The organism is Isoptericola sp. NPDC058082 (assembly GCF_042885055.1).
Classification (GTDB): Bacteria; Actinomycetota; Actinomycetes; order Actinomycetales; family Cellulomonadaceae; genus Isoptericola.
In genome coordinates this window covers 191,681-206,397 of record NZ_JBHVSQ010000005.1, presented here as the reverse complement: position 1 = coordinate 206,397, position 14,717 = coordinate 191,681, and the positions used below count along the sequence as shown (strand labels likewise).

11 protein-coding genes are annotated in these 14,717 nt (G+C 74.5%); all 11 read left to right on the top strand.

Annotated features, from left to right (window positions below; all coding sequences use genetic code 11):
* Nucleotides 1-68 precede the first annotated feature (68 nt).
* The 11 genes from ACFVS0_RS09635 to ACFVS0_RS09585 all read left to right on the top strand — a co-directional run bounded on the left by ACFVS0_RS09635 (nucleotide 69) and on the right by ACFVS0_RS09585 (nucleotide 14,542).
* The gene (locus ACFVS0_RS09635; RefSeq protein WP_430587810.1) at nucleotides 69-1,751 is read left to right on the top strand and encodes an MDR family MFS transporter; all 1,683 of its coding nucleotides are present in this window, start codon (nucleotides 69-71) and stop codon (nucleotides 1,749-1,751) included.
* Nucleotides 1,748-2,191, top strand: a complete 444-nt coding sequence (locus ACFVS0_RS09630) for a DUF4233 domain-containing protein (protein ID WP_430549873.1) — start codon at nucleotides 1,748-1,750, stop codon at nucleotides 2,189-2,191. Before ACFVS0_RS09635 ends, ACFVS0_RS09630 begins: the two co-directional genes overlap by 4 nt.
* A 70-nt stretch (nucleotides 2,192-2,261) precedes the next feature.
* Entirely contained in the window at nucleotides 2,262-2,720 is a 459-nt protein-coding gene (gene ndk, locus ACFVS0_RS09625; RefSeq protein WP_430587809.1) for a nucleoside-diphosphate kinase, read from the top strand.
* Between the two features lie 142 nt (nucleotides 2,721-2,862).
* A complete protein-coding gene (gene smc, locus ACFVS0_RS09620; protein ID WP_430587808.1) occupies nucleotides 2,863-6,444 on the top strand; it encodes a chromosome segregation protein SMC in 3,582 nt (1,193 codons plus the stop codon).
* Nucleotides 6,445-6,448: 4 nt separating this feature from the next.
* Nucleotides 6,449-6,775, top strand: a complete 327-nt coding sequence (locus ACFVS0_RS09615) for a hypothetical protein (protein WP_430549876.1) — start codon at nucleotides 6,449-6,451, stop codon at nucleotides 6,773-6,775.
* 83 nt (nucleotides 6,776-6,858) lie between these two features.
* Nucleotides 6,859-8,037, top strand: a complete 1,179-nt coding sequence (gene ftsY / locus ACFVS0_RS09610) for a signal recognition particle-docking protein FtsY (RefSeq protein WP_430587807.1) — start codon at nucleotides 6,859-6,861, stop codon at nucleotides 8,035-8,037.
* Between the two features lie 214 nt (nucleotides 8,038-8,251).
* Entirely contained in the window at nucleotides 8,252-9,538 is a 1,287-nt protein-coding gene (locus tag ACFVS0_RS09605) for an ammonium transporter (RefSeq protein WP_430549878.1), read from the top strand.
* Nucleotides 9,535-9,873 carry a P-II family nitrogen regulator gene (locus ACFVS0_RS09600; protein WP_430549879.1) on the top strand — a complete coding sequence of 113 codons (339 nt, stop codon included), beginning with the start codon at nucleotides 9,535-9,537 and terminating at the stop codon, nucleotides 9,871-9,873. The genes ACFVS0_RS09605 and ACFVS0_RS09600 overlap by 4 nt, the downstream gene beginning before the upstream one ends.
* Before the next feature lie 2 nt (nucleotides 9,874-9,875).
* Nucleotides 9,876-11,714 carry an HD domain-containing protein gene (locus ACFVS0_RS09595; RefSeq protein ID WP_430563322.1) on the top strand — a complete coding sequence of 613 codons (1,839 nt, stop codon included), beginning with the start codon at nucleotides 9,876-9,878 and terminating at the stop codon, nucleotides 11,712-11,714.
* A gap of 54 nt (nucleotides 11,715-11,768) precedes the next feature.
* Entirely contained in the window at nucleotides 11,769-13,385 is a 1,617-nt protein-coding gene (gene ffh / locus ACFVS0_RS09590; protein WP_430587806.1) for a signal recognition particle protein, read from the top strand.
* 53 nt (nucleotides 13,386-13,438) lie between these two features.
* Entirely contained in the window at nucleotides 13,439-14,542 is a 1,104-nt protein-coding gene (locus tag ACFVS0_RS09585) for an amidohydrolase family protein (protein ID WP_430549882.1), read from the top strand.
* Nucleotides 14,543-14,717: the final 175 nt, after the last annotated feature.

Here is a 14,717-nt window from a genome sequence, read left to right as displayed (position 1 = left end):
GTCACCCGAAGCATCCCCGCCCCCGTCACTACCCCGGCGCCCCGTGCGCCGCCGATCCGAGGTGTTCCATGAGCCATGCCGCTCCCGCCGCGCCGGACAAGCCGCTCGTCGTCCTGACGCAGCGCACCGTCTGGCTGATCTTCGGCGCCCTGATGGCGTCGATGTTCCTGTCCTCCCTCGACCAGACGATCGTCGGCACCGCGATGCCCACGATCGTCGGCGAGCTGAACGGCGTCGAGCACCAGGGGTGGGTCATCACGGCCTACATCCTGGCCGTCGCCATCGGCATGCCCCTGTACGGCAAGTTCGGCGACCTCATGGGCCGGCGCTGGCCGTTCCTCGTCGCGATCGGGCTGTTCACCCTCGCCTCCGTGGGCGCCGCGCTCTCGCAGAACATGATCGAGCTCGTCCTGTGGCGCGGGGTCCAGGGCCTCGGCGGCGGCGGCCTGATGATCCTGTCGCAGTCGATCATCGCCGACATCGTGCCGGCGTCCGAGCGCGGCAAGTACATGGGCCCGCTCGGTGCGCTGTTCGGCATCTCCGCCGTCCTCGGGCCGCTCCTCGGCGGGTGGCTCACCGAGGGCCCGGGCTGGCGCTGGACGTTCTGGATCAACCTCCCCGTCGGCGTCGCCGCGTTCGTCATCGCGTGGTTCGCGCTCAAGCTGCCCTCCCACCGCTCCTCCCGTCCGATCGACTGGGCCGGGATCGTCACGATGGCGGTGGCCACCACCGGCATCGTGCTCGTCACGAGCTGGGAGTCGCTCTCCTCGAGCGGCTACGACTGGACCGACTGGCGCCTGTCCGGGCTGGTCGTGCTGACGCTGGCCGCCGTGGCCGGGTTCATCGTGGCCGAGACGCGCGTCGCCGAGCCGCTGATCCCGCTGCGCCTGTTCAAGAACCGGACCTTCACGATCACCACGCTCATCGGCCTGGTGCTCGGCATGGGCATGTTCTCGGCGATGGCGATGATCCCGACGTTCCTGCAGATGTCGACCGGCGCCGGCGTGACCGAGTCCGGCTGGCTGATGCTCCCGATGATGGCCGGCATGATGCTGACCTCGATCGTGTCGGGCATCGCGATCTCCAAGACGGGGAAGTACAAGGCGTACCCCGTGGTCGGGCTGATCGTCGTCGCGCTGGCGATGGTGTGGCTGACGACCCTGTCGGGCGACATGTCCATGTGGACGTTCGGCGCGATGATCTTCACGCTCGGCGCCGGCATGGGCCTCGTGATGCAGACCGTCGTGCTCGCGGTGCAGAACGCCGTCGACCCGCACGAGCTGGGCACCGCCACGAGCTCCAACAACTTCTTCCGCGAGATCGGCGCCGCCACGGGCACGGCCCTGTTCACGACGATCTTCACCACGCGGCTCACCGACAACCTGCAGGGCGTGTTCGCCGGCGTGCCGGGCGGCGCGGCCGGTGCGGGGGAGTCCAGCCTCACCCCCGCCCTCGTGCAGCAGCTGCCCGAGCCGCTGAAGACCGGCGTCATCGACGCCTACGCCGACGCCCTGGCGCCGTCGTTCTGGTACCTGCTGCCTCTGATCGTGCTGGGCCTGGTGCTCGCCCTCTTCCTGCCCGTGATCAAGCTCTCCGACGTCGCCGGCATGGTGGCGCGCGGCGAGGCGGTCGCCGACCCGGCCAGGGCGGGGGCGCTCGACGAGCTGCCGGTCGCCGACGGCGCGTCCGAGGCCACCTCCGACGAGGACGGTCCCGGCACCCGCGAGCGCGCGGATATCGTGGGGTCGTGAGCAAGAAGGACGACCGTCCCCGCCCGGGGGACCGCATCAAGCCCCGCAAGCCCGCCAAGGTGCAGTTCACGTCGATGATGCTGCAGCTGGAGGCGTTCGTGGTGCTGTTCGCCGGCGTCGCCCTCTACGGGCTGCGGAACACCGGCTACGAGCGCGGCCCCCTGGTGATCGAGTCGCCGCTCGCCCTGTGGCTCGTGATCGGCGTGCTGTTCGTGGTGCTGCTGGTGATGTCCCGCATGGTCGGGACGCCGCTGGGGTACTACGCGGGGACGGTCGTGCAGGTGCCCGTGCTGGCGATGGGCCTGTTGCTGCCGATGATGTTCGTGGTCGGTGTGGTGTTCGTCGCGATGTGGGTCGTCTCGATGCGCCTGGGCGGACGCATCGACCGCGAGCGCGCGGAGTACGACGCGCAGCACCCGGAGACGGCGCCGAACCTCTGACCGGCCGCGCCGGGGTCGTCGGGCGGTCGGGCGTACGGGGCACGGCACGGGCGCCGATAGGCTCTCCGCCATGACCGACGTCGCAGACACCACCCTGCCCGCCGAGCCCGCCATCGAGCGCACCCTGGTGCTCGTCAAGCCCGACGGCGTGCGCCGCGGCCTGTCCGGCGAGGTGCTGCGGCGCATCGAGGCGAAGGGCTACTCGCTCGTCGCCGTCGAGCTGAAGCAGGCCACGACCGAGCTCCTCGCCGCGCACTACGCCGAGCACGAGGGCAAGCCGTTCTACCAGCCGCTCGTGGACTTCATGCTCTCGGGCCCGACGCTCGCCGTCGTCGCCGAGGGCCAGGGCGTCATCCCGGGCTTCCGTTCGCTGGCGGGGGCGACCAACCCCACCGAGGCGGCCCCCGGCACCATCCGCGGCGACCTCGGTCGTGACTGGGGCCTCAAGGTGCAGCAGAACCTGGTGCACGGCTCCGACTCGCCCCAGTCCGCGGCCCGCGAGATCGGACTCTGGTTCCCGAACCTCTGAGCGCTCGCACGTCTCGCACGACTCACGCACGACGTCGCACGGCCGGGCCCGCACGGGCCCGGCCGTCGGCGTGTCCGGACGTCTCCGGGCGGGACCGGCGTAGTTCCGCGGATCGGCGGGATCCGGCGGTTAGGCTCGCCGGGTGCACCTCAAGACGCTCACGCTCCGCGGCTTCAAGTCGTTCGCCTCGGCGACGACGCTGAGCCTCGAGCCGGGCATCACGTGCGTCGTCGGGCCGAACGGCTCGGGCAAGTCGAACGTGGTCGACGCGCTCTCCTGGGTGATGGGGGAGCAGGGCGCCAAGTCGCTGCGCGGCGGCAAGATGGAGGACGTCATCTTCGCCGGCACCGCCGGCCGTCCGCCGCTCGGCCGGGCCGAGGTGTCCCTCACGATCGACAACACCGACGGCGCCCTGCCGATCGACTACACCGAGGTGACGATCACCCGCACGCTGTTCCGCAGCGGCGGGTCGGAGTACGCGATCAACGGCAGCTCCTGCCGGCTGCTCGACATCCAGGAGCTGCTGAGCGACTCCGGCATCGGCCGCGAGATGCACGTCGTGGTGGGTCAGGGGCAGCTCGACGCCGTGCTGCGCGCCACCCCCGACGACCGGCGCGGCTTCGTCGAGGAGGCGGCCGGCGTCCTCAAGCACCGCAAGCGCAAGGAGAAGGCGCTGCGCAAGCTCGAGGCGATGCAGGGCAACCTCGCCCGCCTCACGGACCTCACCGCGGAGCTGCGCCGTCAGCTCGGGCCGCTCGGACGGCAGGCGGAGGCGGCGCGCAGGGCCCGCACCGTCCAGGCCGACCTGCGCGACGCGAAGGCTCGCCTGCTCGCGGACGACCTGGCCCAGCTCACCGCCCAGATGGCCCAGGAGCGGGCCGACGAGGCGGCGCTGCGCGAGCGGCAGCAGGAGACGGAGCAGGGCCTGGAGCGGGCGCGGGAGCACCTGGCGCGGCTCGAGGTCGCGGCGTCCGCCGCGGTCGCGGACGCCGGTCGCGCGGCCGACGCGTTCCACGCGCTGAGCGCGCTGCGCGAGCGGCTGCGGGGCCTCGCCACGCTCGCCGACGAGCGGGTGCGGCTGCTGGGTGCCGCCGAGCCGGAGCACCGGGGGCAGGACCCGGCCGACCTGGAGGCCCAGGCCGAGCGCGCGCGGGCCACGGAGGCGGAGCTGACCCGCGAGGTCGAGCTCGCGCGCGCCGCGCTCGAGTCCGCCGTCGCCGCCCGCACCGACGCCGAGAAGGCCGCGGACGCCGCGGAGCGCGAGCTCGCGACCCTGCACCGCGGCGCGGCCGACCGCCGCGAGGGCCTCGCCCGGCTCTCGGGGCAGGTGGCCGCGCGCCGCAGCCGCGTCGAGGCCGGCGACGCCGAGCTGGAGCGCGTGCGCGAGGTCGTGGCCGAGGCGGAGCGCCGGGCCGAGGCGGCGGCGCGCGAGTTCGGCGCGCTCGAGGTGCAGGTCGTGGGTGCCGAGGAGGGCGAGGAGGACCTCGACGCCCGGCACGAGGAGGCGACGACGGCGCTGGCCGAGGCGCAGGAGGCGGTGGGAGACCTCGAGGCCCGCGCGGCCGAGGCCGAGCGCGACCGCGCCACCTGGAGCGCGCGCGTCGAGGCCCTCGAGCTCAGCCTGGACCGCAAGGACGGCGCGGGGGCCCTGCTCGCGGACGCCGCGCCCGGCGTGCTCGGCTCGGTCGCCGCGCTGCTCGGCGTCGAGCCCGGCTACGAGGACGCGGTGACGGCCGCGCTCGGCCCGGTCGCGGACGCCGTGGCCGTGCGCGACCTCGGCGCGGCGGTCGACGCGCTGCGCCGCCTGCGCGACGACGACGCCGGCCGCGCCGGGCTCGTCGTGGGCGGCGCGGACGACGGCCCGTCGGGGCCGACCGCCGTCCCCGCCGACCTGCCCGACGGCGCACGCCGCGCGGCCGACGTCGTCACCGTGGCGGGGCCCGCGGCCGCGCCGTTGCGCACGCTGTTGCGCGACGTGGTCGTCGTGGACGACCTGGCCCAGGCGCGCGCCCTGGTCCAGGCGGCGCCCGCCGTCGTCGCCGTGACGCGGGCGGGCGACCTGCTGGGCGCCACGCGGGCCTGGGGCGGCTCCGCGGCCGCGCCGAGCGTGCTGCACCTGACGTCCGCGCTGGACGAGGCCAAGGAGGGGCTCGACGACGCGGCGGCCCGTGCCGAGCGGTGCCGCTTCGAGCTGGTCGGGACGCGCGAACGGCTCGAGGCGGCGCAGGCCGCCCACGACGACACCTTGGCGCGGCTGCACGAGTCGGACGCGGCGCTCGCCGCCGTCGCGGAGCAGCTCGGCACGCTGGGCTCGGCGCACCGGTCCGCGCTCGCGGAGGCGGAGCGGCACCGCGCGACGCTGGCACAGGCGGTGGAGCGCCGGGAGGCCGACGAGGCGGAGCTGGCCGAGCTGGCCCGTCGCCTGGAGGTCGCGGAGGCCGAGCCGGCGCAGACCCAGGAGCAGGTCGCCGAGGCGCAGGCGGCCCGCGAGACGACGCAGGCGGCCGCCACCGAGGCGCGCGCCGCCGAGACGGAGGCGCGCCTCGAGCTGCGCACCGGCGAGGAGCGGGCGCGCGCCGTCGCCGGCCGTGCGCAGGGCCTCGCGCGTGCCGCGGCGCAGGAGCGGGCCGCCCGCGAGAAGGCGGAGCGACGCGCGGTGCAGCGCGCGGCCGAGGCGCGGACGGCGGCCGGCGTGCGCGACGACGCGGGCACGGCCCTCGCCGTGCTCGCCCGTTCGATCGAGCGCGCCCAGGCCGAGCGCGCCGCCGCCGACGAGGAGCGCGCCGCACGGCAGCAGGAGCTCGAGGCGGTCCGCGTCGACGCCGACCGGCTCGCGGGCGAGCTGCGCGACCTCACCGACGTCGCGCACCGCGACGAGGTGGCGCGCGCCCAGCAGGTGGCGCGGCTCGAGCAGCTGCGGGCCCGGGCGGTGGACGAGCTCGGCAGCGACCCCGACGTCCTGGTCGAGGAGCTCGGCCCCCACCACGACGTGCCCGTGGCGCGCCCCGCCGACGCCGCCGAGGAGGACCCGGACCCGGAGCCCGTGCCCTACGTGCGGGCGGAGCAGGAGAAGCGGCTCGCGACGGCGGAGCGTGCGCTCGCCCGCATCGGCGCGGTCAACCCGCTGGCCCTGGAGGAGTTCGCGGCGCTGGAGGAGCGGCACCAGTTCCTCACGGAGCAGCTCGCGGACCTCAAGAAGTCGCGCCAGGACCTGCTGCACATCGTCGAGGAGATCGACGAGCGGGTGCAGCAGGTCTTCGCGGAGGCGTTCCGCGACACCGCGGAGCAGTTCGAGCGGGTCTTCGGCCGGCTCTTCCCGGGCGGCGAGGGGCGCCTGGTGCTCACCGACCCGGGCGACCTGCTCACCACGGGCATCGAGGTCGAGGCGCGCCCGGCGGGCAAGAAGGTCAAGCGGCTGTCGCTGCTGTCCGGAGGGGAGCGGTCGCTGACAGCGGTCGCGTTCCTCGTGTCGATCTTCAAGGCGCGCCCCAGCCCGTTCTACGTGATGGACGAGGTCGAGGCGGCGCTCGACGACGTGAACCTGGGCCGCCTGCTGGAGATCTTCCGCGAGCTGCAGGAGGACTCCCAGCTCATCGTCATCACCCACCAGAAGCGCACGATGGAGGTCGCGGACGCGCTGTACGGCGTGACGATGCGCGGCGACGGTGTGACGACCGTCATCTCCCAGCGGATGCGCGAGACCGTCGATGCGCGGGGAGAATAGCGCCATGCTCACGTTCGTCCTCTGGGTCCTCGGGTCCCTCGTTCTCGCCGCGGTGGTGTTCCTCGTGGCCAACGTCATGGAGCGTCGTGGGGGTCAGGACGACGAGGCACCCGGCCTCGGTCGCTTCCTGCGCGACTTCCGGTCCGGGCTGCGGCGCAAGCGCGTCGCGCCCCCTGCCCCGGTCGAGACCGGGATGGACGAGTTCTTCGCCGCGACGATCGAGGACGCACCGGGCTACGTCGACCCGGAGGAGCTCACCGACGCGCTGCACCGGGCACGCCTGCAGGCCCGCAGCTCGTGGCACGTGGGGACGGTCCGCAAGCCGGAGTGACCCCCCGCCCGTGGGTCCGGCGGTGAACCCGGCGGCGACCCGGGTCGCGCGGCGCGGTCGTGCGCTTCTGGGAGACTGTGCGCGTGACTGATCTGCTCTGGCTCTGGATCCTTCTTGGCGTCGTCGTCGTGGTCGGCGGCGGCACCGCCCTGCTCGTCCCGCGGTCGCGCCGCCGTCGCCTCGACGAGCAGGTCGACCGGCGCGACGAGGGCATGACGACGGTCGCGCCCGCGCCGGGACGGCCCGCCGCCGAGCCCGCCCCCGAGGCGGCCGCCGCGGAGCCCGAGGTGGCGGAGCCGGCGGCCCCCGCGCTCGAGACGCCGGAGCCGGTGGCCGGCCGCCTGGTGCGCCTGCGCGACCGGCTCGCCCGGTCCGGGTCGCCGCTCGGTGCGCGGCTGCTCAGCGTCCTGTCGCGCGACCACCTCACCGAGGACGACTGGGACGAGCTCGAGGAGACGCTGCTGCTGGCCGACATCGGCGCCGGCCCGGCGGAGGAGCTCCTCGAGGCCCTGCGCACCCGCGTGCGCGTGCTCGGCGTGCGCGACCCGAAGACCGTGCGCGACCTGCTGCGCGAGGAGCTGCTCAAGGTCGTCGACCCGGCGCTGGACCGCGAGGTCGCCACCACCGGCCCGGTCGGCGAGGACGGCACGCGGCTGCCCGCCGTCGTGCTCGTCGTGGGCGTCAACGGCACCGGCAAGACGACGACCGTCGGCAAGCTCGCCCGCGTGCTCGTCGCGGAGGACCGGTCGGTGGTGCTCGGCGCGGCCGACACGTTCCGCGCGGCGGCCGCCGACCAGCTGCAGACGTGGGGCGCCCGCGTGGGCGTGGAGACCGTCCGTTCGGACCGGGACGGCGCCGACCCCGCCGCCGTCGCGTTCGACGCGGTGCGGCGCGGCAAGACCGAGGGCACGGACGTCGTCCTCGTCGACACCGCCGGCCGCCTGCAGAACAAGGCGGGCCTCATGGACGAGCTCGGCAAGATCACCCGCGTCATCACGCGGGAGGCGCCGCTCGCCGAGGTGCTGCTCGTGCTCGACGCCACCACCGGGCAGAACGGCCTCAACCAGGCGCGCGTGTTCGGCGAGGTCGCGGGCGTGACCGGCATCGTGCTCACCAAGCTCGACGGCACCGCCCGCGGCGGCATCGTCGTGGCCGTGCAGCGCGAGCTCGGCGTGCCGGTCAAGCTCGTGGGCCTGGGGGAGGGGCCGGACGACCTGGCGCCGTTCGACCCCGAGCAGTTCGTCGACGGCCTGCTCGGCTGACTGGGATCGGCTGACCGGGATCGGCTGACCGGGATCGGCCGACCGGGGCGACGGCTCCGCCCGCCGACGCGGCTCACGGGGCCCCGTTAACGCAAAGTTGACGCGTGGCGAGGCCTTGTCACACCCGCGAAACACCAGGAGAGTCCAGGCGAAACCCCGCCCGACCACGGTAGTGCCCGACCCGGCCGCCCGGCTGGTGAGGGAGGAACAACTCATGGAGCTGGACACCGGAGCAACCGCGTGGATGCTGATGTCGGCATCTCTCGTGCTCCTGATGACCCCTGGACTCGCGCTCTTCTACGGTGGGATGGTGCGCGGCAAGTCCGTGCTGAACATGATGATGATGTCGTTCGGCGCGATCGCCGTCGTCGGCGTCGTCTACGTGCTGTGGGGCTGGTCGATGTCCTACGGCGCCGACCTCGGCGGGATCGTCGGCAACCCGTTCGACCAGTTCGGGCTGTCGGGCGCGATCTACGACGCCGCCGGTGAGTTCGTGATCGACGACTTCGGCGTCCCGGGCATCGTGGGCGTCGGCTTCCAGGCCACGTTCGCCATCATCACCGTCGCGCTGATCTCCGGCGCGATCGCGGACCGCGCCAAGTTCGGCACCTGGATGGTCTTCGTGGCCGTGTGGGTGACCCTCTGCTACTTCCCGATGGCGCACATGGTCTGGGGCGGCGGCCTGCTGTCCGGCGACGGGCCGTTCGCGTCCATCGCGACGCCGATCGACTTCGCCGGCGGCACCGTGGTGCACATCAACGCCGGTGTGGCCGCGCTGGTCCTCGCCCTGGTGGTGGGCAAGCGCAAGGGCTTCGGCTCCGAGCCGATGCGCCCGCACAGCCTCCCGCTCGTCATGCTGGGCGCCGCCCTCCTGTGGTTCGGCTGGTTCGGCTTCAACGGCGGTTCCGCCTTCACGGCCGACGGCTTCGCGGGTCTCGCGTGGGTCAACACGACGGTCGCGACCGCGGCCGCGGTGCTCGGCTGGCTCCTGGTGGAGCGGCTGCGCGACGGCTCGGCGACGTCGCTCGGCGCGGCGTCGGGCGTCGTGGCGGGCCTCGTCGCGATCACCCCGGCCGCCGGATCCGTCAGCCCCGTGGGCTCGATCGCGGTCGGTGCGATCGCGGGCGTGCTCTCCGCCTTCGCGGTGGGCCTCAAGTACAAGCTGGGCTACGACGACTCGCTCGACGTCGTGGGCGTGCACCTCGTCTCCGGCCTCTGGGGCACGGTCTCGATCGGCTTCCTCGCCACCGAGACGGGGCTGTTCTACGGTGGCGGCCTGAACCAGCTCGCCGTCCAGGCGATCATCGCCGTCGTCGCGATCGTCTTCTCCGGCATCATCACGTACCTCATCGCGATCGCGCTCAAGGCGGTCATGGGCTGGCGGGTCTCCGAGGAGGCCGAGGTCGGGGGCATCGACCTCGCGGTGCACAGCGAGTCCGCCTACGAGACCGTCCCGCAGGGTTCCGCCAGCGGCCAGATCAAGAGGGAGATCCGCGCATGAAGCTCGTCACCGGAGTCGTCCAGCCCCACCGCCTGGACGACGTGAAGTCCGCCCTCGAGGCCGCGGGCATCCGCGGCATGACGGTCAGCGAGGCCAGCGGCTACGGCCGCCAGAAGGGGCACACCGAGGTGTACCGGGGCGCCGAGTACACGGTCGACCTGGTGCCGAAGGTCCGCGTGGAGGTCCTCGTCGCGGACGAGGACGCGCCCACCGTCGTGGACGTCGTCGTCAAGGCCGCCCAGACCGGCCGGATCGGGGACGGCAAGGTGTGGACCACGACGCTCGACGACGTGGTGCGCGTGCGCACCGGCGAGCACGGCGACGCGGCCCTCTGACCGTGCTCCCGGACGACCAGCCGGGCGCGACCGAGCCCCGCACCCCGGACGCCGGGGTGCGGGGCTCGCGCGTCGACGACGGCGCCGGCGCCGCGGTGGGCCCGCTGCGCGCGGACCTGCTCGCCACCGCCGACGGCCTGACCGGCCCCGGCCGGTCGGGCGTGGCGCGCCGCACGGCCCTGCAGCAGCTCGTCACCGACCGGCTCACCCCCCTGTTCGAGGCGGCCACGGCCGACGTCGACCCGTCGGGCCTCGCGCTCGCCGCCGTCGGCAGCCTGGGCCGCGGCGAGCTCGGTCCGTTGTCGGACCTCGACCTCGTGCTCGTGCACGACGGGCGCACGCACAAGCCCGACGAGCTCGCCCGCGTCGCCGACGCGCTGTGGTACCCGCTGTGGGACTCCGGCGTGGACGTCGACCACGCCGTGCGCTCGCTGAGCCAGACCCGCCGCCTCGCCTCCACCGACCTGCCGGCCGCCGTCGGCTGGCTCGACGTGCGGCCCGTGGCGGGGGACGCCGTCGTCGTGCACCGCGCGGCGTCCGCCATCCTCACGGACTGGCGCTCGGCGTCGCGCCGCCGCCTGCCCGAGCTGCTGCACAGCGCCCGCGACCGGGCCGAGCGCGCGGGGGAGCTGGCGTACCTCATCGAGCCGGACCTCAAGGAGTCGCGCGGGGGCATCCGTGACGCCGTCCTGCTGTCGGCGCTCGCGGCCACGTGGCTCACCGACCGCCCGCACGGCAGGGTCGACCGGGCGTACGCGCACCTGCTGGACGTGCGGGACGCGGTGCACGTCGTGACGCGCCGCCGGTCCACGAAGCTCCTGCTCGCCGACCTGGACGAGGTGGCCGCCCGCTGCGGGCACGACGACCCGGACGAGCTGCTGGCCAGCCTCGCCGAGGCGGGGCGCGAGATCTCCTACGCGCTGGACTCCACGGTGCGCCGCGCACGCCAGGCGCTGCAGCGGCCCGCGGTCCGCCGGCCGGTCATGGTCCGGGGTCGCCGGTCCGCGCCGCGGCTGCGATCGGTGGGCGACGGCCTCGTGGAGCACGACGGCGAGCTGGTGCTGGCCGTGGGCGCGCAGCCGGCCGACGACCCGCTGCTGCCCCTGCGCGCGGCAGCCACCGCGGCGCGCACCGGCCTCGTGCTCTCGCCCGTGACCGTCCAGTCCCTGGCGGAGTCGCCGCCCCCGCCCGAGCCGTGGCCGTCCGCCGCGCGGGCCTCGCTGCTCACCCTGCTGGGCGCGGGCCCGGCGCAGGTGCCGGTCTGGGAGGCGCTCGACCTGGCGGGCGTGGTCACGACCTGGGTCCCCGAGTGGGCCGGGGTGCGCAACCGCCCCCAACGGGCGGCGATCCACCGGCACACGGTGGACCGGCACCTGGTGGAGACCGCGGCACGCGCCGCCAAGCTGCGCCGCCAGGTCGCCGCCGACGGGGGCGTCCCGCCGGCGCCGACCGAGGTGCTCCTGCTGGGCGCCCTCCTGCACGACATCGGCAAGCGGCGGGGCGCCGTCGAGCCCGACCACTCCGTGGAGGGGGCGCGCATCGCCCCCGGCATCGTGCGCCGGACGGGGTTCGGCGACGCCGTGGCGCGCGACGTCGGGATCGTCGTGCGGCACCACCTCACCCTCGCGCGGCTGGCGACGACCGCAGACCTGGAGGACCCCGCCACGGTGGCGGAGCTCCTCGACGCGCTCGAGCACCGTGGGGACCTGCTGGAGGTCGTGCGCGTCGTCACGGAGGCGGACTCGTCGTCGCTGGGCCCGGCGGGGTGGACGGCCTGGCGCGCGAGCCTGGTGGACGACCTCACCGGGCGGGCGCGCCGGGAACTCGCCGGTGACCGGTAGCAGACCGGTAGGGTAGGTGGCTGCAACGACCGAATCTCTGTGAGGACCTGCCTGGTGTTCAACTCCCTGTCGGACCGGCTCACCGCGACGTTCAAGAACCTGCGCGGGCGGGGCCGGCTCTCCGAGGCGGACATCGACGCGACCGTGCGCGAGATCCGCCGGGCGCTCCTCGACGCCGACGTCGCCGTGCCCGTCGTGCGCGAGTTCACCGCCGCCGTGCGCGAGCGCTCCCTGTCGGCCGAGGTGTCGGGCGCGCTGAACCCGGCGCAGCAGGTCGTGAAGATCGTCAACGACGAGCTCGTGGCGATCCTCGGCGGCCAGACCCGGCCGCTCCAGTTCGCCAAGACGCCGCCGACGGTCATCATGCTCGCGGGTCTCCAGGGTGCCGGTAAGACCACCCTCGCCGGGAAGCTGGCGCTGGCGCTCAGGGAGCAGGGCCACACCCCGCTGCTGGTCGCCGCCGACCTGCAGCGTCCGAACGCGGTGACCCAGCTCTCCGTCGTCGCGGAGCGGGCCGGGGTGCCGGTCTACGCGCCGCACCCGGGCAACCAGGGCGCCGAGACGGACGTCGTCATCGGCGACCCGGTGGGCGTGGCCCGCGACGGCGTCGCCGAGGCGAAGGTCAAGCAGCACGACGTCGTCATCGTCGACACCGCCGGCCGCCTGGGCGTCGACCAGGTGCTCATGCAGCAGGCCTCGGACATCCGCGACGCCGTGCAGCCCGACGAGGTCCTGTTCGTCATCGACGCGATGATCGGCCAGGACGCCGTCGCCACGGCGAAGGCCTTCGAGGAGGGTGTCGACTTCACCGGCGTCGTCCTGTCCAAGCTCGACGGCGACGCGCGCGGCGGTGCCGCCCTCTCGGTGGCGACGGTGACGGGCCGCCCCATCATGTTCGCCTCGACCGGTGAGAAGCTCACCGACTTCGAGGTCTTCCACCCCGACCGCATGGCGTCGCGCATCCTCGACATGGGTGACGTGCTCACTCTCATCGAGCAGGCCGAGAAGGCCTTCGACGCCGAGGAGGCCGCCAAGATGGCGGCCAAGGTGGAGAAGGGCGAGGACTTCACCCTGTCCGACTTCCTGGTGCAGATGCAGCAGATGAAGAAGCTCGGCTCGATGAAGAAGATGCTCGGGATGATGCCGGGCATGGGGCAGATGCGCGAGCAGCTCGAGAACTTCGACGAGCGCGAGGTCGACCGCGTCCAGGCGCTCATCCAGTCGATGACGCCCGCCGAGCGCGACAACCCCAAGCTCATCAACGGCTCGCGGCGCGCGCGCATCGCCCGCGGCTCCGGCCAGACGACGACGGCCGTCAACCAGCTGCTCGAGCGGTTCGGTCAGGCGCAGAAGATGATGCGCCAGATGAGCAAGGGCGGCGGGATGCCGGGCATGGCCGGCGGCGTCCCCGGGATGCCGGGCATGCCCGGCGGCGGCAAGAAGGCGCGCGGCAAGCAGGCGCCGGCGAAGAAGGTCAAGGGCAAGTCGGGCAACCCCGCGAAGCGGGCGCAGCAGGAGCGCGAGGCCATGCAGCGCGCGCTCGGCGGTCCCGCCGCGAAGCCGTCCTCGCCGGGCTCCGCGTTCGGCATGGGCGGCGACGAGCCCGCCGAGCAGGACCTCTCGAAGCTCCAGCTGCCGGACGGCCTCGACAAGCTGCTCGGCGGACGCTGAGGCGTACGGACCGGCGTCCACGGCTCGGCCTCCCGACTCGGTAACCTTCGACCATGTCTGCCCCGCACGTCCCGCTGCACGTCACCGGCCACGTCCTGCTCGGCCACGATCGCGACGTCGGCGAGATGTGGGTGCGCGACGGGCGCGTGAGCCTCACCCGGCCGTCGCCGCAGGGCAGCGCCACCCGCGAGCTCGAGGGCTGGGTGCTGCCCGGCCTGGTGGACGTGCACTGCCACGTGGGCCTCGGCCCGGACGGCGCGGTCGACCACGAGACGGCGGAGGCCCAGGCGGTCGCCGACCGGGACTCCGGTGTCCTGCTCGTGCGGGACGCCGGCTCGCCCGTGGACACGTCCTGGGTCCAGGAGCGCCCCGACCTGCCGCGGCTCGTGCGCGCCGGCCGGCACCTGGCCCGCCCCAAGCGCTACCTGCGGCACTTCGGGCTCGAGCTCGACGACGTGGGAGCGCTCCCCGACGCGGTGCGCGCCCAGGCGCGCGGCGCGGACGGCTGGGTCAAGCTGGTCGGGGACTGGATCGACCGCGAGGCGGGCGACCTGGGCCCGCTGTGGCCCCGGGACGTGCTCATCGAGGCGGTCGCCGCCGCGCACGCGGAGGCCGCGCGCGTCACGGTGCACGCCTTCTCCGAGGAGGTCGTGCCCGACCTGCTCGCCGCGGGCGTGGACGGCATCGAGCACGGCACCGGCGTCGTGGGCCCGCTCGTGGACGAGGTCGCGGCGCGGCGCATCCCCGTGACCCCCACGCTGCTCCAGGTGGCCCGCTTCGAGGAGATCGCCCGGCAGGCGGAGGGGAAGTACCCCGAGTACGCGGCGCGGATGCGGCGCATGCACGCCCGCCGGTACGAGCACGTGCGTGCGCTGCACGAGGCGGGCGTGCCCCTGCTCGTCGGGACGGACGCCGGCGGCACGCTCGGGCACGGGCGCGTCGTGGACGAGTGCGCCGAGCTGGTCGCGGCCGGCATCCCGGCCGCGGACGTCGTCGCGATGGCGACCTGGCGGGCGCGCGAGCTGTTGGGCTTCGGCGCGCTCGTCGAGGGGTCCAGCGCCGACCTGGTGGTGTACCCCGCCGACCCGCGCGAGGACATCGAGGTGCTCCGCCACCCGACCGCCGTCGTGCTGCGCGGGCAGGTCGTGCGGGGCTGACCCGCCACGGCGGGCGGGCGAGAGGTGCGTCACCGAGGTTGGAGCGGGCGTGCCGGGTCTGGCACAATGTCCGGGTACTCGGCGTGCCCAGGCCCCTCTCTCCTGCGCAGGTCGCGTCCAGACCTCCGGACACCGCCAGGACCCCACCCGGCGGCGCGTGAGGTCGCCCCACCAG